The following is a 21,166-nucleotide window of genomic DNA, read 5'->3' as shown; positions in this document are numbered from 1 at the left end:
GGCCGCCGCTGCGGCGGCCCCGGCCACGTGGGCGGGGGTTCACTTCTGCGCGCTCAGCTTCCGGTAGTCGAACACCGTGTCGATGATCCCGTACTCCTTGGCCGCGTCGGCGGTCAGGATCTTGTCGCGATCGGTGTCCTTGCGGATGGTGTCCGCGTCCTTGCCGGTGTGCCTGGCCAGGGTGGTCTCCATCAGCCTGCGCATGCGCTCGATCTCGGCGGCCTGGATCTCCAGGTCGGAGACCTGGCCCTGGATGCCACCCTCCAGCGAGGGCTGGTGGATCAGCACGCGGGCGTTCGGCAGGCAGGCGCGCTTGCCGGGGGTGCCCGCGGCGAGCAGCACCGCGGCGGCCGAGGCGGCCTGGCCGAGGCAGACCGTGGCGACGTCGGCGCGCACGTACTGCATGGTGTCGTAGATCGCCATCAGCGAGGTGAACGAGCCGCCGGGCGAGTTGATGTACATGGTGATGTCACGGTCCGGGTCGAGCGACTCCAGGACCAGCAGCTGCGCCATGATGTCGTTCGCCGAGGCGTCGTCCACCTGCACGCCGAGGAAGATGATGCGCTCCTCGAAGAGCTTGTTGTAGGGGTTCGACTCCTTGACGCCGAAGCTGGAGTGCTCGATGAAGGACGGCAGGATGTAGCGCGACTGCGCACCCTGCGGCGCGGTGCCGGACAGGCCGGCGCGCGGATCGATCGGGTTGACCATGTTCGTCTCCAAAGTCTGTGCGGCAGCCGGACTTCCGGGTCCGGGCGGGGTCTGTCTCGGGGAGGCGGTCAGGCGCCTGCGCCGTTGGCCTGGTTCGCGTGGCTGACCACGTGGTCGACGAAGCCGTACTCCAGCGCCTCGTTCGCGGTGAACCAGCGGTCGCGGTCGGCGTCCGCGGCGACCTGCTCCACGGACTTGCCGGTGTGCAGCGCCTGCAGCTCGTTCAGCTCCCGCTTGGTGTGCGCGAACTGCTCGGCCATGATCGCGATGTCGGCCGCGGAGCCGCCGATGCCCGCCGACGGCTGGTGCATCATGATCCGCGCGTGCGGCAGCGCGTAGCGCTTGCCCTTGGTGCCCGCGGTGAGCAGGAACTGCCCCATCGAGGCGGCGAGCCCCATGCCGACGGTGCGGATGTCGCACTCGGCGAACTGCATGGTGTCGTAGATCGCCATGCCCGCGGTCACCGACCCGCCGGGCGAGTTGATGTACAGCGCGATGTCCCTGGTCGGGTCCTCGGCGGTGAGCAGCAGGATCTGGGCGCACAGCTTGTTGGCGATGTCGTCGTCCACCTGCGTGCCGAGGAAGATGATGCGCTCGCGCAGCAGCCGCTCGTACACCGAATCACTGAGGTTCAGTCCAGCAGTTGCGGATGTCATGCGCACCCCTGCCTGATTGTTGTCCACGAATACCTGCCCTCTCTCACCGGCTCGTCGCTGATGCCCCACACGGCCATCGCTTCACTGTCACAAACATTAACGAAGCAGGGCGGCACCGAACTCCCGGTACCGCCCCTCTTCGCTCACAGCGCAATCACACCGCACACCCGGCGCCGCGCTGCTCGCGGCAGGCCCGTCACTCCGCCTTGGCGGCGGCGGTCTCGGTCTCCACCGCGTCGGTCTCGGCCGCCTCGGTCTCGGCCGCGTCGTCCGCGGGCTCACCGAAGAGCTCGCCGGTGTCCACCGCGTTGCCCTCGGAGTCGGTCACCGTGACCTGGCCGACCACACCGGCGAGCGCCTTGCCGCGGCGCACGTCGGCGAAGACCGCGCCGAGCTGGCCCGCCTGCTGCACCTGCTGGATGAACTGCTCCGGCGCCATGCCGTAGCGCTGCGCCTGGAACAGGATCCGCTCGGTGAGCTCCTCCTGGCCGACCTGGGTGTTGTCCTTCTCGGCGATGGCGTCCAGCAGCAGCTGGGTCTTCACCGACTTCTCGGCCGCCTCGCGGGTCTCCTTGTCGAACTCCTCGCGGCTCGACCCCTGCGCCTCCAGCGACTCGGCGAACTTGGCCTCGTCGTGGTCGAAGCCGTGCACGGCGTCGTGCACCAGCGCGTCGACCTCGGCCTGCACGACGGCGTCCGGCAGCGGGACCTCGACCTGCTCCAGCAGGGCCTCCAGCACCTTGTCCCGGATCTCGCCCGCCTGCTGCACCTTCTTGACCCGCTCGACCCGGGTGCGCAGGTCGTCCTTCAGCTCGTCCAGGGTGTCGAATTCGCTGGCCAGCTGGGCGAACTCGTCGTCGGCCTCGGGCAGCTCGCGCTCCTTGACCGACTGCAGCGTGACCGTGACGACGGCCTCCTGCTCGGCGTGCTCGCCCGCCACCAGCTTGGTGGTGAACTCCTTGGACTCGCCCGCGGAGAGGCCGATCAGCGCCTCGTCCAGCCCCTCGATGAGCTGGCCGGAGCCGACCTCGTGCGAGAGCCCGGTGGTGGCCGCCTCCGGCACCTCCTCGCCGTTCACGGTGGCGGAGAGGTCGATGGAGACGAAGTCGCCCTCCTGCGCGGCGCGCTCGACGCCGGAGAGGGTGCCGAAGCGCTGGCGCAGCGACTGCAGCTGCTCGTCGATGTCGTCGTCGCCGATGGTGAAGGCGTCGACCGTGACCGCGAGCGAGCTGTAGTCCGGCAGGGTGACCTCGGGGCGGACGTCGACCTCGGCGGAGAAGGCCAGCTCCTGGCCGTCCTCGATCTTGGTGATCTCGATCTCCGGCTGGCCGATGACCTTCACCTCGGCCGTGGTGACGGCCTCGCTGTAGCGCGCGGGCAGCGCGTCGTTGACGACCTGCTCCAGGATGGCGCCGCGGCCGAGGCGGGCCTCCAGCAGCCGGGCCGGGGCCTTGCCCGGGCGGAAGCCGGGGATGCGGACCTGCTTGGCCAGCGCCTTGTACGCCTTGTCGAAGTCCGGCTTCAGCTCCTCGAAGGGCACCTCGACATTGATCCGGACCCGGGTCGGGCTCAGTTGCTCGACGGTGCTCTTCACGGACATGCTCCTTGTTCGTCGTTCGGTGTCGGCATTCGCGTACCCCACCCGCCGGGCACGCCGCGCGGGGCCGCCGCTCCCCCGCCGCCGGGCACGGGCGTACCCCGGCCATCGACCGTGGTGATCCCGCGCTCGCCGGACGGCGCTGGTGCGGCGTCAGGCATCCCGACAAGGGTAGTGGACCACCTACGGCACCCCGCATCCGGCGGGTGGTCGCGGGCTCAGCCGCCGATCTGCACCGTGTCGGTCACGAAGACCAGGGTCTCGTTCGGCGCGATTCCGCGCCCGCCCTGGCCGTAGCCGAGGTCCGGCGGCACGATCAGCAACCGCCGCGTACCCTGCTGCACCCCGGACAGCCCGGTGTCCCAGCCCTCGATGACCTCGCCCGCCCCGAGGGTGAGCTGGAAGGGCTCGCCGCGGTCGAAGGAGCTGTCCAGTTTCTTCTGGTTGGACCAGGTCACCAGGGAGTAGTTCATGGTGAGCGGCTGGCCGGGCTGCGCGCCGGGGCCGGAGCCGGACACCAGGTCCTTGGTGATCAGCCCCTTCGGCGGGTCGCAGTCGTCCGGCAGCGTGATGACCGGGGCGGTGCCGAAGCCGCCCTCGACGCCGATGTCGTCGGCGGTGCACTCGCGGCCCTTGGGCGCGGCGGGCGTCGCCGCGGCGGAGCTCGCGGCCCGAGCGGAGGTCGTGGGTGCGGTGGCTGTGCTCGAATCGTCCGAGCCGCACGCGACGAGCGCGCTCGCCGCGACGGCGACGGCGCCGATCCCGATGATCCTGCGGAAACTTCGCATGCGGCGGACCCTATCGCCCGCCGGGCGTACCGGGGGCCACCGGGCTACGCTCGAAAACGATTGACCGCCGCGGCCAGGGGTAGCTCGGCGACCGGGACCGACGGCGCGGTCGGCGCCCGCACACGGACGGATACCTGCGAAGCACCAGGCGGCGAGCGGCGCCGTGCCCGTCGGGCGCGGCGAGCGCAGGCGCCACACGGGAGGAGCCCGCGGATGACGCGACTGGCCAGCGCCGGAGGCGATACCTCGGCGGACAATACCGGCAGCGGCGACGGCGAGACCGTCGCGCCGCGCCCCTACGACCTCGGGCCTGCGCCCGGCCCGCTGGACCGGGACGAGCTGACCGCGCTGGACGCCTGGTGGCGCGCGGCCAACTACCTCTCGGTCGGGCAGATCTACCTGATGGCGAACCCGCTGCTGCGCGAGCCGCTCGCCGCCGAGCACATCAAGCCGCGGCTGCTCGGCCACTTCGGCACCGTGCCCGGGCTGAACCTGGTCTGGACGCACGCCAACCGGGCCATCCGGCAGCGCGACCTGAACGCGGTCTTCGTCGCGGGGCCGGGCCACGGCGGGCCGGGCCCGAACGCCTGCGCCTGGCTGGAGGGCAGCTACTCGGAGCTGTACAGCCACATCCCGCGCGACGCCGACGGCATGGCCGCGTTCTTCGCCCAGTTCTCCTTTCCCGGCGGGGTGCCGAGCCACTGCGCGCCGGAGACGCCCGGCTCCTTCCACGAGGGCGGCGAGCTCGGCTACTCGCTGCTGCACGCCTTCGGCGCCGCGCTGGACAACCCCGACCTCACGGTCTTCTGCGTGGTCGGCGACGGCGAGGCGGAGACCGGTCCGCTGGCCGCGAGCTGGCACTCGGCCAAGTTCCTGAACCCGGCGCGGGACGGCGCGGTGCTGCCGATCCTGGCGCTGAACGAGTACAAGATCGCCAACCCCACGCTGCTCGCCCGGATCCCGGAGGACGAACTGCGCGCGCTCTTCCGCGGCTACGGCTACGACCCGGTGGTCGTGGCGGGCAGCGACCCCGCCGAGGTGCACCAGGCGCTGGCCGCGGCGGTGGACGGCGCGCTGGACCGGATCGCCGAGATCCAGCGCGCCGCGCGCACCGGCGGCGACGGCGCCCGCCCGATCTGGCCGCTGATCGTGCTGCGCACCCCGAAGGGCTGGACCTGCCCGCCGGTGGTGGACGGCGACCGGGTCGAGGGGACCTTCCGCGCGCACCAGGTGCCGCTGCCCAACGCCCGCGGCGACGAGGGGCACCGCGAGGTGCTGGAGCAGTGGCTGCGCTCCTACCGGCCGGAGCAGCTCTTCGGTGAGACGGGGGCGCCGGTCCGGGAGCTGGACGCGCTGAACCCCGCGGGCGAGCGCCGGATGAGCGCCAACCCGGTGGCGAACGGCGGCGCGCTCGTGCGCGACCTGCGGCTGCCGGACTGGCGCGGGTACGGCGTCGAGGTGCCCGCGCCCGGCGCGAGCGCGCACGAGGCCACCCGGGTGCTCGGCGGGTGGCTGCGCGACGTCACCGCCGCCAACCCGGACAACTTCCTCACCTTCGCCCCCGACGAGCTGGCCAGCAACCGGCTGCAGGACATCCTGGAGGTGACCGGCCGGGACTGGCAGGCCGAGATCGGCGAGTTCGACATCGGGCTCGACCGGCGCGGCCGGGTGATCGAGGTGCTGTCGGAGCACCTGTGCCAGGGGCTGCTGGAGGGGTACCTGCTGACCGGCAGGCACGGCGTCTTCACCTGCTACGAGGCCTTCATCCACATTGTCGACGCCATGTTCAACCAGCACGCCAAGTGGCTGGACGCCAGCGCCGCCGTCCCGTGGCGGCGCCCGGTGCCGAGCCTGAACTACCTGCTCTCCTCGCACGTCTGGCGCCAGGACCACAACGGCTTCACACACCAGGACCCCGGCTTCCTCGACGTGGTGCTGAACAAGAAGCCGGAGATCGTCCGGGTGTACCTGCCGCCGGACGGCAACACCCTGCTCGCCACCTACGACCACTGCCTGCGCTCCAGGCACCTGGTGAACGTGGTGGTGGCCGGGAAGCAGCCGGGCCCGGACTGGCTCACCGTGGACGAGGCGGCGGCGCACTGCGCGCGCGGCGCGGGCATCTGGGAGTGGGCGAGCACCGGCGACGCCGCGGGCAGCAGCCCGGACGTCGTGCTCGCCTGCGCGGGCGACGTGCCGACGCTGGAGACGCTGGCCGCGGCCGCCATCCTGCGCGAGCGGCTGCCCGAGCTGCGGGTCCGGGTGGTGAACGTGGTCGACCTGATGCGGCTGCTGCCGCGCGAGGAGCACCCGCACGGGCTGCCGGACCGGGAGTTCGACACGCTCTTCACCCGCGACCGGCCGGTCATCTTCGCCTTCCACGGCTACCCGTGGCTGATCCACCGGCTGACCTACCGCCGCACCAACCACAGCGGGCTGCACGTGCGCGGGTACAAGGAGGAGGGCACCACCACCACGCCCTTCGACATGGTGATGCTGAACGACCTGGACCGCTACCACCTGGTCATGGACGTCATCGACCGGGTGCCTGAGCTGCGCGAGCGCGCCGCCGGGCTGCGCCAGGAGATGGTGGACGCGCGCTTCCGGGCCAGGGCGTGGACGCGGGAGCACGGCGCGGACATCCCGTGCGTCGCGGAGTGGAGCTGGCCGGAGGTCAGCCTGTAGGTCAGGCCAGCGGGAGGCGCACCAGCGGAGCGCCGGTGGGCCGCGCGGAGCCGTGGCCGGGTTCGACGGTGACCGCGAGCGCGTCGCCCGCGCCGGTGCGCAGCACCACGTTCGACCCCGGGGTCGGGGCGTGCTCCATCACCCCGACCGAGCGCGGCGTGCCGTCGGCGGCGAGCAGCCACATCTGGTAGCAGTGCCCGGCGGGCGGGTCGGGCAGCGCCGCGAAGGAGACGGTGGCGGCGCCGAGCCGCGCCGACGAGGTGACGGTGAGGGTGCCGCCCGCGGGCAGCTCCGCGGCCCGGCCGCGGACGTCGGGCTGGCCGAGCACGGTGTCCGCGCGCAGCGCCGCGGGCGGGCCCGGATCGTGCTGCCGCACCAGGATCGCGGCCCCGATCCCGGCCAGCACCGCCAGCGCGGCGGCCGCCGCGACCGGGAGCAGCCGAGACGAGCCGAGCCGCTGCGCCCTCGACGGGCGAGTGCTGCCGTCCGGCGTCGCCCCTGCGACGCCGCTCGTCGTCGCCCGCGCGGCACCGCCCATCGCCTCGTCGATGGCGCGCAGCACCGCGTTCTCCAGCCGCGCGGGCGGACGGCGCGAGTCGAGCGCGCTCAGCATCGCCATGGTCTCGTGCACCCCGCGCACCAGCGCGGTGAACTCGGCGGCGGTCGCCGGGTCGGCGCCGCGCAGCCGGTCGTCGATGTGCCTGCGCTCGATCTCGGCGACCGCGTCCAGCGCGTAGGGGTACGCCAGGTCGAGGAGGTCCGGCCGGGCCGGCTCCGGATCGCTCATCGTGGCTCCAGTCGTCCGGTGCGTGCACGACCGGAGAGCACGGGCCGATCCGACCCGTGCTCTCCGGCGTTCGCCCTGATCAGGCAGGCGGCATGAGCACGGAGTCGATCAGGTAGACGGTGGCGTTGGCGGTCTTGACGCCGCCACAGATCACCCCGGCCTCGTTCACCTTCAGGTTCTCGGGGGTGCCGGTGACGGTCACCTCCTGGCCCTCGACCGTGGCGTGCGTGCCGACGATGGCGTCCGGCGCCACCTGGGTGGGCACCACGTGGTAGGTGAGGATCTTGGTCAGCGTCGCCGAGTCGGTCTTCAGCGACTCGATGGTGGCCGGGTCGATCTTGGCGAAGGCCGCGTCGACCGGCGCGAACACGGTGAACTGCCCGCCGTTCAGCGTGTCCACCAGGTTCACCTGCGGGTTGAGCTGGCCGGATACGGCCTGCGTCAGCGTGGTGAGCAGCGGGTTGTTGGCGGCCGCGGTGGCGACCGGGTCCTGCGCCATGCCCTCCACCGAGCCCGCGCCGGTCGGCACCTGGGCGGCGTACTCGGCGCAGCCGGGGCCGACCGGGGCGGCGCCCGCGCTCATCGCGCCCGAGGTGGTCGTCATGGCCATGCTGGAGCTCATCGACGAGGTCGTCGATGAGGCCGAATCCGAGGAATCGGAGGAGCAGGCCGTCATCCCCAGCGCCGCGGCCGCCAGCATCGACGCGACCACTACCGTTCGTTGCTTCGTTCGGATCATCGTCATCCACATCTTCCGGGACGGCCGGCGCACCGGGCCGTGCGTTGATTGATGCACGGAGTTCGCGCTACCGCATCGACCGGATGGGTTTCTCCCGAGATTCTCGGAAAATTTTCGCGAATCGATGCACTGGCGATGCGCGAGCGCAAACCTCTCCCCCCTCGAATTCGAGGCCGCCCGCCCCCTGGATCGGACCGGCACCGGCGCCGTCGGCCGAGCGGTATCGAACCTTCGACGGATACCGGAGCCGCCGCGCACCGCACACGATGTGGGTTCGCCAGACCGAGCGGGAGGACGTGCATGGGACCGGAGATCGTCGTCGGCCTGCTGATCGCCTTGGCGGCGGGCAGGGACCGGCGCCTGGCCCCGACCGGGTTCGCCGGCGCGGAGCTCGATCTCGCCATGGACCGGGTGCACGCCGTCGTCGTCGCGCGGCTCGGCGGCACCGAGGCGGTGGAGCGGCTGCTCGTCGAGGCGGGCACCGAGCGCGGCGCCGTCACCGGCCGGACCAGGGCGGACGCGGTGCGCGCCATCGAGGAGACGGCGGCCGCCGACCCCGCTTTCGCCGCCGCGCTGCACGCCGCCGCCGGTGACCCGCGGCCCGCCGCCGACCCCGGCCTCCGTGCCCGGCTGCTCGCCTACGCCCGCGCCCGCCCGGCGGTCACCGCCGCCGTCGCGGCCGCCGCCATCGTCATCGGCGCGGGCGTCATCGGCCTGATCAGCGGCGACGACCTCCCCACCACGGAGTCCGCGCCGTCCGCGGGCGGCGGCCCCGCGGGGACAGGCAAGGCGGGCCCGGAGGCGATCCTCGGTACCTGGACCCCCTCCGACGGCACCGCCCCCCGCACCTTCACCGCCAACGGCGGCGCCTGCACCGGCTTCGGCGCCGCCACCACCTGCACCCTCGCCACCGCCCCCGATCCCGCCGGGCGCTACACGCTGGTGGTCGAACGGGCGGCCGACAGCGCCCGCTACGAAGTCGAGTTCGTCGCCGCCGATCACCTCGTCGTCTACGACGCGGCCGGGGCGCGGCTGTACGAGCTGGACCGCACCTGACGGCGAGCGCTACCCGGGCAGCGCGGAATTCGTGAGATCTGGTCGGGGTGACAGGATTTGAACCTGCGACCCTCCGCTCCCAAAGCGGATGCGCTACCAAGCTGCGCCACACCCCGTGACCTCGGGCGGGCCGAGGGATTCGTGCGTAGAGCGGGTGACGGGAATCGAACCCGCACCATCAGCTTGGAAGGCTGAGGTTCTACCATTGAACTACACCCGCGGGCATACGACATCGATGGGATCGCCACGATGTCGTGTGCGTGCCGACTGTACCGAACGGCGGACCGCTCGCGCCAATCACGCGAACGGCCGCGGCGGCGCCAGGGGGATTGACGGTGCGCGAGCATCGCGGGGGCGCCGAAAAATAAACAGCAGTATGTTCCGCGAAATCGCGGCGCATTCGGCGACGGCGAGCAAACATGGAGGGCGACCCGCTCCGGTGGTGCCGGAGCGGGTCGGCCAGCACCGTCGGAGCACCATTGTCATCAGGGGAACCATGGGGAGTTCTGCGCACGTCGCCCGGGGTGGCTCCGGGCGCGCGCACCCCGTGCCGCCCCGGCCGCCGGCGAACTCCGCGCATCCGGCCCCGGCGGGGCGCGCTCCGCCCGGCCGCCGGCGCACGATCCACCGGCCCGCGATCGAGCAGCGAACATCGGCTCGAAGGTCACGCGGAGGTCACGGTGGTGTCATACTTCTCCCATCGCCATTCGCGCGGTGCCGAAAACCCGACAACCAGTGTCAAGTGGCGTTTTTCGGTGCCGAGTGGCTTGCTAGGATCCTTTTTGCCGGACGGGGGTATCTGGAAAGGGGGCGGTGAGCGTGCACCGAACTCGGTGGACCAGACCGCATAGCAGTGGGCTCGATCGGGGTGACGCAGGGACCTGTGGCACGGCCTTCCACGTCACCCGTCGCCGGTGATCTCGATGTCGATCTTCGAGCCACCGGTCACCGTCATGGCCAGGGCATGGGCGCAGGCGATCTGCGCCGAGCCGGGGTCGAGCACGACCGTGCAGCAGGTGGAACCGAAGCTGGCCGAGATCATCGAACGGCTGCTGTACCTGGCCGGTTCGGAGCCGTTCCCGGTGCGCGAGGCGCGCAGGCTCGGCGCCATGCTTGCCGACGTTCCCTTCGAGCGGACGCGCATGCTCGCGCAGGCCACCCGCTGGCTGCTCGGCTTCCCGTCGGGCACACCGGGTTCCCTGGTCGCGACGCGCTGGCCGCTGGTCGCCAGCCAGGCGATCGACAGCTACGCGGAGACCCTGCAGAACCGCGCGCTGGCGCAGGAGAAGGAGAAGCAGGAGGCGAAGGTCTCGCAGCGGGTGCGCGAGATCGCGGCGCTGCAGCACCGGCTGAAGCACGAGGCGACGCACGACGCGTTGACCGATCTCGCCAATCGCACCCTGCTCCTGGACCGGGTCCGCGCGATCGCCGCCGACCGCAGCAAGGGCATCGGCGTCCTCGTCGTCGACCTGGACCGCTTCAAGCAGATCAACGACGGCTACGGCCACGCGGTCGGTGACGAGGTCCTGGTCGAGCTCTCCCGCAGGCTGCGCGAGGTGAGCATCCCGGAGATGGTGATCTGCCGGTACGGGGGCGACGAATTCGTGCTGGCGGGCAGCGTCTCGCCGTCCGCGCTCACCGAACTCGCGACCGTGATCGTCGGCGCGCTGCGCGAGCCGGTGTGGTCCAGCGTCGGCCCGGTGCCGGTCTCGGCCAGCGTCGGCACCGCCTACAACCTGCCAGGCACCCCGTGCGACTTCACCGAGCTGCTGCGCCGCGCGGACGGCGCCATGTACTCGGCGAAGACGGCGGGCGGGCGGCGCTACGCCCCCGCGGAGGCGGGCGGCCCCGACCTCGGCACCGCGGTGGCGGGCTAGCCGGGCTGGCACACGGGGCACCAGAACAGGTTTCGCGCCTCCAGCACGGCGTGCCGGACGGGGGTGGCGCAGATCCGGCAGGGCTCGCCCTGCCTGCGGTAGACGTAGGTGCGCGGCCGGTCCGGGCCGTAGGCGGGGGCGCCGTGGTCGTCCTCGGGGCGGATGACGACGATCTTGCCGACCCGGACACCGACCCGCATGAGCGCGACCAGGTCCGCCCACATGGCACCCCACTCCGCCGCGCCCAGCTCGGCGCCGGGGCGGAAAGGCGAGACGCCGTGCCGGAAGAGCAGCTCGGCGCGGTAGATGTTGCCGATCCCGGCGACCACCTTCTGGTCCATGAGCAGCGCGCCGATCGGCCTGCGGGAGCGGCGGATCCGATCCAGCGCGCGGGCCGGGTCGGCGCCGCGGCGCAGCGGGTCCGGGCCGAGCCGGTCGGCGAGCGCGGCGACCTCCGGCTCGGTGAGCACCTCGCAGGCGGTCGGGCCGCGCAGGTCGGTGCCGAAACCGGCGGCGCCGACCATGCGCATCCGAACCTGGCCGGTCGGCTCGCCCATCGGCAGCGGCAGCTCGGTGAAGGCCCCGTACAACCCCAGGTGCACGTGCACCGCGAGCCCGGACTCGTAGTGGTGCAGCAGGTGCTTGCCGTACGCCTCGGCGCGGGTCAGCACCTGCCCGTCGACGAGCGCGGCGCCCGCGGCGAAGCGGCCCTGCGGGCTCGCGACCCGCACCGGCGCCCCGACATAGCGCGTCCGGTGCAGCTTGGCGAGCCGGTGCAGGGTGTGGCCCTCCGGCACGGCGGGGTCAGGCGGGGAGCGCCGGGGCGACCCCGGTCTTCTCGTACTCGGCCAGGATGTCGATCCGGCGCTGGTGCCGCTCCTCGTCCGACCACGGGGTGCTGACGAAGGCGTCCACGATGGCCAGCGCCTCCTCGGCGGAGTGCATGCGGCCGCCGATGCCGATCAGCTGCGCGTTGTTGTGCTGCCTGGCCAGCTGCGCGGTCTCCACGCTCCAGGCCAGGGCGCAGCGCGCGCCGGGCACCTTGTTCGCGGCGATCTGCTCGCCGTTGCCGCTGCCGCCGAAGACCAGGCCGAGGCTGCCCGGATCGGCCACGGTGCGGCGGGCCGCCTCGATGCAGAAGGCGGGGTAGTCGTCGAGCGCGTCGTACTCCAGCGCGCCGCAGTCGACGACGTCGTGCCCCGCCTGCTCGAGGTGGGCCTTGACAGTGTTCTTCAGCTCGAAGCCGGCATGGTCGGCACCCAGGTATACGCGCATGGCAGCGATTGTGTCAGGCGCGTTTCCGACGCCGCACGGGGGCGGGCGACACGGATCCTGCCTAGAGTTCTTCGCATGCAGCCGTACCATCCGCCGCCGTCAGGGCCCGCTCCGCGCGGGCTCTCCCCCTTCGGCCTGCCCGCTCGGCACACCTGGGAGATCCCGCTGCTGGTGGTGGTGATCGTGGTGACCGTCATCGGGTACCTGATCGCGCTCGCGGTGCTGGTGGCGGGCAGCGTCAACCAGTACGTGCTGCTGATCGCGGGGGCGCCGATCGTGGTGTGGTTCGGCCGCGGCGTGAACTACGCGGCGCAGCGGGTGGGCGCGGTGAAGATGTCGCCGACGCAGTTCCCCGAGGGGTACCGGATGGTGCAGGAGGCCGCGGCGCGCTTCGGGATGAAGCAGGCGCCGGAGGCGTACGTGCTGCTCGGCAACGGCCAGATCAACGCCTTCGCCTCCGGGCACGGGTTCCGGCGGTACGTGGTGGTGTACAGCGACCTGTTCGAGATCGGCGGCGCGGCGCGGGAACCGGACGGGCTCGCCTTCATCATCGGGCACGAGGTCGGGCACATCGCGGCCGGGCACGTCTCCTACTGGCGGCAGCTCGGCATGTTCCTCGTGCCGTTCCTGCCGCTGCTCGGCTCCGCGCTGATCCGCTCCCAGGAGTACACCGCGGACAACCACGGGTACTGCAACCGGCACGAGGGCGCGCCCGCCGCGATGGGGACGCTGGCCGCGGGCAAGTACCTGAACGCGTCGGTGCGGTTCGACGAGATGGCGGACCGGGCGGCGTCCGAGCGGGCCTTCTTCATCTGGCTGGTGAACGCGCTCTCCTCGCACCCGGTGCTGACCTGGCGCATGTGGGCGCTGCGCGACCGGAGCAGGCACGGGAAGCTCTTCTGGTGGCCGGCGGCGCCCGCGCTGCCGCCGTACGCGGGCGGGCCGTACCCGCCGCCGTACGGGGCGGTGCCGCTGGGCAAGGGCGATGCGCCGTACGGCGCATCGCCGCAGGCCGGGTCGTCCTGGAGCGCCGTGCCGCCGCAGGCCGAACCATGGAGCAGGCCACCGGGGAGCGATGCCGGGTCCGGCGGGGCGAACCCGGCGAACTAGCGTCCGCTCAGTCGAACTCGGGCCCCTCGTGCCTGGTCCGCTTGAGCTCGAAGAAGTGCGGGTAGCCCGCGAGCGCGACGGCCCCGTCCCAGACCTTGCCCGCGTCCTCGCCGCGCGGGATGCGGGAGAGGACCGGCCCGAAGAAGGCGACCCCGTTGATGTGGATGGTCGGGGTGCCGACGTCGTCGCCGACCTTGTCCATGCCCGCGTGGTGGCTGGCGCGCAGCGCCTCGTCGTACTCGGTGCTCTCCGCGGCCTCGGCCAGCTCGGCGGGGAGCCCGAGCTCGGCGAGCGAGTCCGCGATCACCGCGGCCAGCGACTCCGCGCGGTCCGGCCGCTCGTACTCGTCCTTGCGCTGGTGGATGCGGGTGCCCATGGCGGTGTAGAGATCGGGCAGGATCTCGTCGCCGTGCTTCTGCGCGGCGGCGATCGCCACCCGGACCGGGCCCCACGCGCTCTTCATCATCTCGCGGTACTCGTCGGGCAGGTCCTTGCCCTCGTTCAGCACCGCCAGGCTCATGACGTGGAAGCGGGCGTCGATGTCGCGCACCTGCTCCACCTCGAGGATCCAGCGCGAGGTGATCCAGCACCACGGGCACAGCGGGTCGAACCAGAAGTCGGCAACATCCTTGCTCACGGTCGATGTCCTCTCACAGCTCGGTCGCGGCGGCAGGCGCCACCCTCTTCGGGAGCAACCACCCCGGGCGGGGAATCGTTCCCGAACCGCGCCGCGATTCCGGAGTTCGCGCGCGCCGGGCCGCACTAGGGTGGGCGAGGTCGCCGCCAGGCCCTTCCACCGTGAGGAGTCCGTCATGACCTCGGAACGCCGCTTCATCGTCGTCGGTGCCGGACTGGGTGGCGCGGGGGTGGCGAAGGCATTGCGGGACAACGACTTCGACGGCCTGATCACGGTGATCGGCGCGGAGGAGCACCTACCGTACGAGCGCCCGCCGCTCTCCAAGGAGCACCTGGCGGGCAACAAGCCGTTCGCCGAGTTCACCGTGGCGCCGGACGCCTGGTACCGCGACCACCGGGTCGAGCTGCTGCTCGGCACCGAGGTGCGCGCCATCGACCCGGCCGCGCACACCGTCACGCTGCCGGACGATTCCACGCTCTCCTACGACAAGCTCGCGCTCGCCACCGGCTCCCGCCCGCGCAGCCTCGACCTGCCCGGCGCGGACGCCCCGAACGTCTACACGCTGCGCACCATCGACGACTCCGACACGCTGCGCGAGCTCTTCGCGGGCGGCACCCGCAGGCTGGCGGTGATCGGCGCGGGCTGGATCGGGCTGGAGGTGGCGGCCGCGGCGCGCGCGGCGGGCGTCGCGGTGACCGTGGTGGAGAGCGCGGAGCAGCCGCTGCTCGGCGCGCTCGGCCCGGAGATGGGCGCGGTCTTCGCCGAGCTGCACCGCGCGCACGACGTCGACCTGCGGCTGAACACCGGCGTCGCGGAGATCACCACCGCGCACGCGGGCGCCGCCCACGTCGCGACCGGGCTCCGGCTGGACGACGGCACCGAGATCGAGGCGGACGCCATCCTGGTCGCGGTCGGCGCGCGCCCGGAGATCGCGCTGGCCGAGGCGGCCGGACTGGACACCGATACCGGCGTCCTGGTCGACGAGCACCTGCGCACCAGCGACCCGGACATCGTCGCGGTCGGCGATATCGCCGAGCAGCAGCACCCGGTGCTCGGCGGCCGGGTCCGGGTGGAGCACTGGGCCACCGCGCTGAACCAACCCGCCGTCGCCGCCGCGACCATGCTCGACCGGGAGGCGAGCTACGACCGGCTCCCTTACTTCTTCACCGACCAGTACGACCTCGGCATGGAGTACACCGGCCACGTCCCGCGCGGCGCCGCCGAGCGGGTCGTGGTCCGCGGTGACACCGCTGCCATGGAGTTCGTCGCCTTCTGGCTGGACGGCGAGAACCGGGTGCTGGCCGGGATGAACGTCAATGTCTGGGAGGTCACCGACCGGATCCGCGAGTTGGTCGCGGGCGGCGAGCCGGTCGACCCGGAGCGGCTGGCGGACACCTCCCGCGAGCTGTGACCCGAACTGTGTCGAGCGCGCGGGCCCGGCTCCGACCATGCTGTGAGCGCGCCCGCCGGGCGCCGACACCGAGGAGCCGACCGTGAAGTACATCCTGCTCAAGTCGCACGCCCCCGCCGCCTACTGCAGCACCCCGCTGCCCGAGTGGGAGCCCGCGGACATCGCCGCGCACATCGATTTCCAGCGCGCGCTGGGCGAGCAGCTGGCCGCCGCGGGCGAGCTGGTGGACGCGCAGGGGCTGGCCGGGCCGGACCAGGCGCTGGTGGTGCACTCGGACGGCCGCACCGCGCCGGTCGTCACCGACGGGCCGTTCCCGGAGACGAAGGAGTTCCTCGCCGGGTACCTGGTGGTCGACGTGGCGAGCCGGGAGCGGGCGGTGCAGATCGCCGCGCGCATGTCGGCCGCGCCGGGGCCGGGCGGGGCGCCGATCGGGGAGTACATCGAGGTCCGCGCCGTGATGTCCGCCGGGCAGTGACCCGCGGGGAGCTGCCGCCCGAGCTCGAGCTGCTGCTGCGCGAGCTCGCCCCGCAGGTGCTCGGCGTGCTGGCCAGGCGCTGCGGCGACTTCGGTGCCGCCGAGGACGCGGTGCAGGAGGCGCTGCTCGCCGCCGCCACCACGTGGCCGGACGAGGGGTTGCCGGACAATCCGCGCGGTTGGCTGCTGCGGGTGGCGCAGCGCAGGCTCATCGACGCGATCCGCGCCGAGGCGGCGCGGCGCAGGCGCGAGGAGGCGGTGTTCGAGCGCGAGGTGCCCGGCGCCGACCCGCCCGCGGGCGACGACACCCTCGCCATGTACGTGCTGTGCTGCCACCCGGCGCTGCCGGAGGCGGCGGCGGTCGCGCTCACCCTGCGCGCCGTCGGCGGGCTGGATACCAGGGCGATCGCCGCGGCCTTCCTGGTCCCGGAGGCGACCATGGCGCAGCGCATCGCGCGCGCCAAGAAGCGGCTGGCCGGGCTCGGGGAGCCGTTCGCCCGGCCGGACCGGGCGGCCTGGCGGGAGCGGCTGCCGCCGGTGCTTCGCGTGCTCTACCTGATCTTCACCGAGGGCCACACCGCGAGCGCGGGCGGCGCGCTGCACCGGCCGGACCTGGCCGCCGAGGCGGTCCGGCTGACCCGCGCACTGCACCGCCTGCTGCCGGACGACCCCGAGGTGACCGGGCTGCTCGCGCTGCTGCTGCTCACCGACGCCAGGCGGGGCGCGCGCACCGGGCCGCACGGCGAGCTGATCCCGCTGGCCGAGCAGGACCGCGGCCGCTGGGACCGCGCCATGATCGGCGAGGGCGTCCGGCTGGCGACCGCGGCGGTCGGCGCCGGGCTGACCGGGCCGTACCGGATCCAGGCGGCGGTGGCGGCGCTGCACGCGCAGGCGCTGCGGGTGGCGGAGACCGACTGGGCGGGGATCCTCGCGCTCTACACCCTGCTGGAGCGGCAGGCATCGAACCCGGTGGTGACGCTGAACCGCGCGGTCGCGGTCGCCATGGTGCACGGCCCGGCGGCCGGGCTCGCGGCGACCGAGGGGCTGGAGCCCGCCTTCGCCACCGGCCACCGGCTGGACGCGGTGCGCGGGCACCTGCACGAGCTCGCGGGCGACACCGCGCGCGCCGTCGCGCACTACGACGCGGCCGCAGCGGCGAGCACCAGCACCCCCGAGCGCGACTACCTGACGCTGCGCGCCGCCCGGCTGCGGCACGGGCATACTGCTGGACCGTGAGCGAAACGTTCAGCGCGGGCGTGCTGCTGTACCGCGGGTCAAGCCCGGCCGTCGAGGTGCTGCTCGGGCACATGGGCGGCCCCTTCTGGGCCAGGAAGGACGCGGGGGCCTGGACCCTGCCCAAGGGCGAGTACGACCCGGAGACCGAGGACGCGCAGGTCGCGGCGGCCCGCGAATTCGCCGAGGAGCTGGGGCTCCCGGTGCCGGAGGGGCCGTGGACGCCGCTCGGCGCGGTGCGCTACCGCAGCGGGCGCAACCGCAAGAATCTCGCGGCCTGGGCGGTCCGCGGCGAGCTGGACCCGGCCGCGATCGTGCCGGGCACCTTCGATCTGGAGTGGCCGCCGCGCTCCGGGACGATCACCGCCTTCCCCGAACTCGACCGGGTGGCCTGGTTCGACCTCGCGACCGCGCACGAGAAGCTCGGCTCCGGCCCGCGCCCCCTCCTCGACCGGCTCCGCGAGCACCTGCAGGGCGCCGCGGACTGATTCGCCCCCGGCTCGGACGCACCGCGCCACGCGGACTTCAGCGGTAGCAGGCCCGCGCGGCGGCTGCCGCCGACACAGCCCGGCTCAGGCCGGGACGCCCGCCCAGGTGCGGCCGGTGACCAGCTCGTACGCCTGCACGTACCTGGCCCGCGTCGCCTCGACGATATCGGCCGGGATCTCCGGCCCCGGCGGCTCCCGGTCCCACCCGGTCGAGGTCGCCCAGTCCCGCACGAACTGCTTGTCGAAGGAGCGCTGCGCCCGCCCCGGCTCCCACTCGTCGGCGGGCCAGAACCGGGACGAGTCCGAGGTCAGCACCTCGTCACCGAGGGTGAGCACGGCACCGTCCCAGCCGAACTCGACCTTGGTGTCGGCCACGATCACCCCGCGCTCGGCGGCGTGCGCGGCGCCGCGCGCGTAGATGTCCAGGGTCAGGTCGCGCAGCCGCTCGGCCACCTCGCGCCCCTCCTGGTCGACCACCTCGGCGAAGGTGAGGAACTCGTCGTGCCCGGTGTCGGAGATCTTGGTGGTCGGGGTGAAGATCGGTTCGGGCAGCCGGTCGCCCTCGCGCAGCCCGGCGGGCAGCTTCACCCCCGAGACGGCGCCGTCGCGCTGGTACTCGCGCAGCCCCATGCCGACCAGGTAGCCGCGGGCGATGCACTCCACCTGCACCATGCGCAGCGGCTTCACCCGGATCGCGCGGCCCGCGAACTCGGCGGGCACGTCGGTGGTCGAGAGCACGTGGTTCGGGATGTCGCCGAAGAAGTCGAACCACCAGTTCGAGAGCTGGGTGAGCAGCGCGCCCTTCTCCGGGATCGGGGTCGGCAGCGACACGTCGTAGACCGAGACCCGATCGGAGGCGACGAGCAGCAGCGTGTCCCCGTCCTCGTACAGGTCCCTGACCTTCCCGGCGTGTACGTGCTTCACCCAGACCCTCCGCGGTTGTGACCATACTGAACTCGACGCGACCATACTGCACTACGAACCTGTAGTAGCGGCGGCTTCGCCGGAGTCACCCGAACTTAGAAGGAGCACTGTGTCCGCACCCAACCTGACCCGCGACCAGGCGATCGAGCGCGCCGCGGTGGTGCAGGTCGAGAACTACCGCATCGACCTCGATCTGACCGACGGCGCGGGCAAACCGGGTGAGGGAACCTTCCGCTCCCGCACCGTGATCAGCTTCACCGCGACCCCGGGCGCGCGCACCTTCGTCGACATCGTGGCCCGTTCGGTCGACTCCGCCGTGCTGAACGGCACCGAACTCGACGTCAGCGGCTACGACGAGGCCACCGGGATCGCGCTGACCGATCTCGCCGAGCGCAACGAGCTGGTGGTCGAGGCGGACTGCGAGTACTCGCACACCGGCGAGGGGCTGCACCGCTTCGTCGACCCCGCCGACGGCGGCGTCTACCTGTACTCCCAGTTCGAGACGGCCGACGCCAAGCGCATGTTCGCCTGCTTCGACCAGCCGGACCTCAAGGCCACCTTCGACGTCACCGTCACCGCCCCCACCGACTGGCAGGTCATCTCCAACGGCGCCGCCGCCGCGCGGGAGAGCGCCGCGCCCGGCACCCACGTCTTCGCCACCACGCCGCGGATGAGCACCTACCTGGTGGCGCTGATCGCCGGGCCGTACGCGCAGTGGACCGACGCCTACACCGACGAGCACGGCACCATCCCGCTCGGCATCTACTGCCGCGCCTCGCTGTCGGACTTCATGGACGCCGAGCGGCTCTTCACCGAGACCAAGCAGGGTTTCGCCTTCTACCACGCGAACTTCGGCGTTCCCTACGCCTTCGGCAAGTACGACCAGCTCTTCGTGCCGGAGTTCAACGCGGGCGCCATGGAGAACGCGGGCGCCGTCACCTTCCTGGAGGACTACGTCTTCCGGTCCAAGGTGACGCGGGCCTCCTACGAGCGCCGCGCCGAGACCGTGCTGCACGAGATGGCGCACATGTGGTTCGGCGACCTGGTCACCATGAAGTGGTGGGACGACCTGTGGTTGAACGAGTCGTTCGCCACCTTCGCCTCGGTGCTCTGCCAGGCCGAGGCGACCGAGTACACGAGCGCATGGACCACCTTCGCCAATGTGGAGAAGTCCTGGGCGTACCGGCAGGACCAGCTGCCGTCGACGCACCCGATCGCCGCCGACATCCCGGACCTGGCCGCGGTGGAGGTCAACTTCGACGGCATCACCTACGCCAAGGGCGCCAGCGTGCTCAAGCAGCTCGTCGCCTACGTGGGGCTGGAGCCGTTCCTGGCCGGGCTGCGCGCCTACTTCGCCGACCACGCCTACGGCAACGCCACCTTCGACGACCTGCTGGCCGCGCTGGAGAAGTCGTCCGGGCGCGACCTCTCCGACTGGGGCGCGCAGTGGCTCAAGACCACCGGGCTGAACATCCTGCGGCCGGAGTTCGAGGTCGGCGCGGACGGCGCCTTCACCTCGTTCGCGGTGGTCCAGGAGGGGGCGGCGCCGGGCGCGGGCGAGCAGCGGGTGCACCGGCTCGCCATCGGCGTCTACGACGAGCAGGACGGCAGGCTGGTCCGGACCACCAGGGTCGAGCTGGACCTGGAGGCGGCCGAGCGCACCGAGGTGCCGCAGCTGGTCGGCGTCCCGCGCGGCAAGTTCGTGCTGGTCAACGATGACGACCTGACCTACTGCTCGGTGCGGCTCGACCCGGACTCGCTGGACGTGCTGGTCAATCGGATCGCCGATATCGCCGAGCCGCTGCCGCGCACGCTGGCCTGGTCGGCGGCGTGGGAGATGACCAGGCAGGCCGAGTTCAAGGCGCGCGACTTCGTGGCGCTGGTGCAGCGCGGGGTGGGCGCGGAGACCGAGATCGGCGTGGTGCAGCGGCTGCTCATGCAGGCGCACGCCACGCTGGCCTCCTACGCCGAGCCGGAGTGGGCGAGCAGCACCGGCTGGCCGGACTTCGCCAACCGGCTGCTGGAGCTGGCCCGCGAGGCCGAGCCGGGCTCGGACCACCAGCTCGCCTTCGTCAACGCGCTCACCGCGGCCCGGCTCTCCGCCTGGCACACCGAGGTGCTGCGCGAGCTGCTCGACGGCGACCCGGCCGGGGTCGGGCTGCCCGGGCTGCTCGTCGACACCGACCTGCGCTGGCGGATCGTGGCGGCGCTGGCGGCGGCGGGCGAGCTCGACGCCGACGGCACCGAGACGCCCGCCATCGACAAGGAGCTGGCCGGTGACCCGACCGCCGCGGGCAAGCGCCAGGCGGCGGCGGCCGCGGCGGCGCGGCCGATCGCCGAGGTGAAGGCGCAGGCGTGGGCGACCGTCATGGAGGACGACACGGTGCCGAACATCACCGCGCGCGCCATCGTCGGCGGTTTCGCCCCCGCCGGGCAGGGCGAGCTGGTGGCGCCGTACCTGGACCGCTACTTCGGCGATATCGCGCAGGTGTGGGAGCGGCGCTCCAGTGAGGTCGCGCAGACCGTGGTGGTCGGGCTGTACCCGTCCTGGGTGATCACCGAGGAGGCGGTCGCCAAGGCGGACGAGTTCCTCGCGGGCGAGCACCCGCCCGCGCTGTACCGCCTGGTCAGCGAGGGCAAAGCAGGCGTAGAGCGCGCCCTGCGCGCCCAGGCCTTCGACCGGGGTCAGTAAACGCGTCCGGCGCGGTCCTCACGGACCGCGCC

The 21,166-nt window shown here is 72.7% G+C and carries 20 protein-coding genes and 2 tRNA genes; 10 read left to right on the top strand and 12 right to left on the bottom strand.

Annotation, left to right across the window (positions count from 1 at the left end):
* Positions 1-39: 39 nt before the first annotated feature.
* The 4 genes from ACFUUZ_RS29240 to ACFUUZ_RS29225 form a co-directional block, all read right to left on the bottom strand.
* Complete coding sequence (locus ACFUUZ_RS29240; RefSeq protein ID WP_357021036.1) at positions 40-708, bottom strand: ATP-dependent Clp protease proteolytic subunit; 669 nt, start codon at positions 706-708, stop codon at positions 40-42.
* Between the two features lie 68 nt (positions 709-776).
* Positions 777-1,364 carry an ATP-dependent Clp protease proteolytic subunit gene (locus ACFUUZ_RS29235; protein ID WP_067654513.1) on the bottom strand — a complete coding sequence of 196 codons (588 nt, stop codon included), beginning with the start codon at positions 1,362-1,364 and terminating at the stop codon, positions 777-779.
* A gap of 196 nt (positions 1,365-1,560) precedes the next feature.
* Positions 1,561-2,958 (bottom strand): trigger factor, encoded by a 1,398-nt coding sequence (tig, locus tag ACFUUZ_RS29230; protein WP_378701812.1) that lies wholly within the window; start codon positions 2,956-2,958, stop codon positions 1,561-1,563.
* A 221-nt stretch (positions 2,959-3,179) separates the two neighbouring features.
* Positions 3,180-3,749: an FKBP-type peptidyl-prolyl cis-trans isomerase gene (locus tag ACFUUZ_RS29225; protein ID WP_378701810.1), complete on the bottom strand. Its 570-nt coding sequence runs from the start codon at positions 3,747-3,749 to the stop codon at positions 3,180-3,182.
* Between the two features lie 213 nt (positions 3,750-3,962).
* On the opposite strand from ACFUUZ_RS29225, the gene ACFUUZ_RS29220 reads away from it, so the two are divergent.
* Positions 3,963-6,431, top strand: coding sequence for a phosphoketolase (locus ACFUUZ_RS29220; RefSeq protein ID WP_378701808.1), 2,469 nt, complete (start codon positions 3,963-3,965; stop codon positions 6,429-6,431).
* Position 6,432: 1 nt separating this feature from the next.
* On the opposite strand, the gene ACFUUZ_RS29215 is transcribed toward ACFUUZ_RS29220, so the two are convergent.
* A complete protein-coding gene (locus ACFUUZ_RS29215; RefSeq protein WP_378701806.1) occupies positions 6,433-7,218 on the bottom strand; it encodes an anti-sigma factor domain-containing protein in 786 nt (261 codons plus the stop codon).
* 79 nt (positions 7,219-7,297) lie between these two features.
* The gene (locus tag ACFUUZ_RS29210; RefSeq protein WP_378701814.1) at positions 7,298-7,894 is read right to left on the bottom strand and encodes a fasciclin domain-containing protein; all 597 of its coding nucleotides are present in this window, start codon (positions 7,892-7,894) and stop codon (positions 7,298-7,300) included.
* On the opposite strand from ACFUUZ_RS29210, the gene ACFUUZ_RS29205 reads away from it, so the two are divergent.
* Positions 7,821-8,009 carry a hypothetical protein gene (locus tag ACFUUZ_RS29205; protein WP_378701816.1) on the top strand — a complete coding sequence of 63 codons (189 nt, stop codon included), beginning with the start codon at positions 7,821-7,823 and terminating at the stop codon, positions 8,007-8,009. The two genes, ACFUUZ_RS29210 and ACFUUZ_RS29205, sit on opposite strands and share 74 nt — an antisense overlap.
* A gap of 248 nt (positions 8,010-8,257) precedes the next feature.
* Complete coding sequence (locus ACFUUZ_RS29200; protein ID WP_378701804.1) at positions 8,258-9,013, top strand: hypothetical protein; 756 nt, start codon at positions 8,258-8,260, stop codon at positions 9,011-9,013.
* Positions 9,014-9,052: 39 nt separating this feature from the next.
* Here the strand turns inward: ACFUUZ_RS29200 and ACFUUZ_RS29195 are convergent.
* Both ACFUUZ_RS29195 and ACFUUZ_RS29190 read right to left on the bottom strand, forming a co-directional pair.
* A tRNA-Pro gene (locus ACFUUZ_RS29195) sits at positions 9,053-9,129 on the bottom strand.
* Positions 9,130-9,162: 33 nt separating this feature from the next.
* Positions 9,163-9,233 (bottom strand) — tRNA-Gly (locus ACFUUZ_RS29190).
* 703 nt (positions 9,234-9,936) lie between these two features.
* On the opposite strand from ACFUUZ_RS29190, the gene ACFUUZ_RS29185 reads away from it, so the two are divergent.
* Positions 9,937-10,890 carry a diguanylate cyclase domain-containing protein gene (locus ACFUUZ_RS29185; protein ID WP_378701802.1) on the top strand — a complete coding sequence of 318 codons (954 nt, stop codon included), beginning with the start codon at positions 9,937-9,939 and terminating at the stop codon, positions 10,888-10,890.
* Here ACFUUZ_RS29185 and ACFUUZ_RS29180 read toward each other — a convergent pair.
* Positions 10,887-11,687, bottom strand: coding sequence for an Fpg/Nei family DNA glycosylase (locus ACFUUZ_RS29180; RefSeq protein ID WP_378701800.1), 801 nt, complete (start codon positions 11,685-11,687; stop codon positions 10,887-10,889). The two genes, ACFUUZ_RS29185 and ACFUUZ_RS29180, sit on opposite strands and share 4 nt — an antisense overlap.
* 7 nt (positions 11,688-11,694) lie before the next feature.
* Positions 11,695-12,165 (bottom strand): ribose-5-phosphate isomerase, encoded by a 471-nt coding sequence (locus ACFUUZ_RS29175; RefSeq protein WP_378701798.1) that lies wholly within the window; start codon positions 12,163-12,165, stop codon positions 11,695-11,697.
* A 75-nt stretch (positions 12,166-12,240) separates the two neighbouring features.
* Here ACFUUZ_RS29175 and ACFUUZ_RS29170 point away from each other — a divergent pair, with 75 nt between their 5' ends.
* Positions 12,241-13,275, top strand: coding sequence for a M48 family metallopeptidase (locus ACFUUZ_RS29170; RefSeq protein ID WP_378701796.1), 1,035 nt, complete (start codon positions 12,241-12,243; stop codon positions 13,273-13,275).
* A gap of 7 nt (positions 13,276-13,282) precedes the next feature.
* Here ACFUUZ_RS29170 and ACFUUZ_RS29165 read toward each other — a convergent pair whose 3' ends face one another.
* A complete protein-coding gene (locus tag ACFUUZ_RS29165; protein ID WP_378701794.1) occupies positions 13,283-13,912 on the bottom strand; it encodes a DsbA family protein in 630 nt (209 codons plus the stop codon).
* Positions 13,913-14,087: 175 nt separating this feature from the next.
* Here ACFUUZ_RS29165 and ACFUUZ_RS29160 point away from each other — a divergent pair, with 175 nt between their 5' ends.
* The 4 genes from ACFUUZ_RS29160 to ACFUUZ_RS29145 all read left to right on the top strand — a co-directional run bounded on the left by ACFUUZ_RS29160 (position 14,088) and on the right by ACFUUZ_RS29145 (position 17,518).
* Positions 14,088-15,323 carry an NAD(P)/FAD-dependent oxidoreductase gene (locus ACFUUZ_RS29160; RefSeq protein WP_378701792.1) on the top strand — a complete coding sequence of 412 codons (1,236 nt, stop codon included), beginning with the start codon at positions 14,088-14,090 and terminating at the stop codon, positions 15,321-15,323.
* Between the two features lie 82 nt (positions 15,324-15,405).
* The gene (locus ACFUUZ_RS29155; RefSeq protein ID WP_378701790.1) at positions 15,406-15,798 is read left to right on the top strand and encodes a YciI family protein; all 393 of its coding nucleotides are present in this window, start codon (positions 15,406-15,408) and stop codon (positions 15,796-15,798) included.
* Complete coding sequence (locus tag ACFUUZ_RS29150; RefSeq protein ID WP_378701788.1) at positions 15,795-17,033, top strand: RNA polymerase sigma factor; 1,239 nt, start codon at positions 15,795-15,797, stop codon at positions 17,031-17,033. The genes ACFUUZ_RS29155 and ACFUUZ_RS29150 overlap by 4 nt, the downstream gene beginning before the upstream one ends.
* A complete protein-coding gene (locus ACFUUZ_RS29145; protein WP_378701786.1) occupies positions 17,030-17,518 on the top strand; it encodes an NUDIX domain-containing protein in 489 nt (162 codons plus the stop codon). Before ACFUUZ_RS29150 ends, ACFUUZ_RS29145 begins: the two co-directional genes overlap by 4 nt.
* 84 nt (positions 17,519-17,602) lie before the next feature.
* Here the strand turns inward: ACFUUZ_RS29145 and ACFUUZ_RS29140 are convergent, their stop codons facing one another.
* Positions 17,603-18,442, bottom strand: coding sequence for a phosphoribosylaminoimidazolesuccinocarboxamide synthase (locus tag ACFUUZ_RS29140; RefSeq protein ID WP_378701784.1), 840 nt, complete (start codon positions 18,440-18,442; stop codon positions 17,603-17,605).
* A 109-nt stretch (positions 18,443-18,551) separates the two neighbouring features.
* On the opposite strand from ACFUUZ_RS29140, the gene pepN reads away from it, so the two are divergent.
* The gene (pepN, locus tag ACFUUZ_RS29135) at positions 18,552-21,134 is read left to right on the top strand and encodes an aminopeptidase N (RefSeq protein ID WP_378701782.1); all 2,583 of its coding nucleotides are present in this window, start codon (positions 18,552-18,554) and stop codon (positions 21,132-21,134) included.
* Positions 21,135-21,166 lie beyond the last annotated feature (32 nt).

The sequence above is a fragment of the Nocardia sp. NPDC057353 genome (assembly GCF_042667085.1).
Lineage (GTDB): Bacteria > Actinomycetota > Actinomycetes > Mycobacteriales > Mycobacteriaceae > Nocardia.
The sequence above is the reverse complement of the archived record's forward strand: the minus strand, read 5'-3'. Positions and strand labels throughout refer to the sequence as shown.

Coding starts and splice junctions, on each gene's coding strand:
- ACFUUZ_RS29240 (WP_357021036.1), bottom strand. CDS start 708: ATGGTCAACCCGATCGATCCGCGCGCCGGCCTGTCCGGCACCGCGCCG.
- ACFUUZ_RS29220 (WP_378701808.1), top strand. CDS start 3,963: ATGACGCGACTGGCCAGCGCCGGAGGCGATACCTCGGCGGACAATACC.
- ACFUUZ_RS29170 (WP_378701796.1), top strand. CDS start 12,241: ATGCAGCCGTACCATCCGCCGCCGTCAGGGCCCGCTCCGCGCGGGCTC.
- ACFUUZ_RS29225 (WP_378701810.1), bottom strand. CDS start 3,749: ATGCGAAGTTTCCGCAGGATCATCGGGATCGGCGCCGTCGCCGTCGCG.
- ACFUUZ_RS29175 (WP_378701798.1), bottom strand. CDS start 12,165: ATGCGCGTATACCTGGGTGCCGACCATGCCGGCTTCGAGCTGAAGAAC.
- ACFUUZ_RS29200 (WP_378701804.1), top strand. CDS start 8,258: ATGGGACCGGAGATCGTCGTCGGCCTGCTGATCGCCTTGGCGGCGGGC.
- ACFUUZ_RS29205 (WP_378701816.1), top strand. CDS start 7,821: ATGGCCATGCTGGAGCTCATCGACGAGGTCGTCGATGAGGCCGAATCC.
- ACFUUZ_RS29210 (WP_378701814.1), bottom strand. CDS start 7,894: ATGACGGCCTGCTCCTCCGATTCCTCGGATTCGGCCTCATCGACGACC.
- ACFUUZ_RS29215 (WP_378701806.1), bottom strand. CDS start 7,218: ATGAGCGATCCGGAGCCGGCCCGGCCGGACCTCCTCGACCTGGCGTAC.
- ACFUUZ_RS29235 (WP_067654513.1), bottom strand. CDS start 1,364: ATGACATCCGCAACTGCTGGACTGAACCTCAGTGATTCGGTGTACGAG.
- ACFUUZ_RS29160 (WP_378701792.1), top strand. CDS start 14,088: ATGACCTCGGAACGCCGCTTCATCGTCGTCGGTGCCGGACTGGGTGGC.
- ACFUUZ_RS29185 (WP_378701802.1), top strand. CDS start 9,937: ATGTCGATCTTCGAGCCACCGGTCACCGTCATGGCCAGGGCATGGGCG.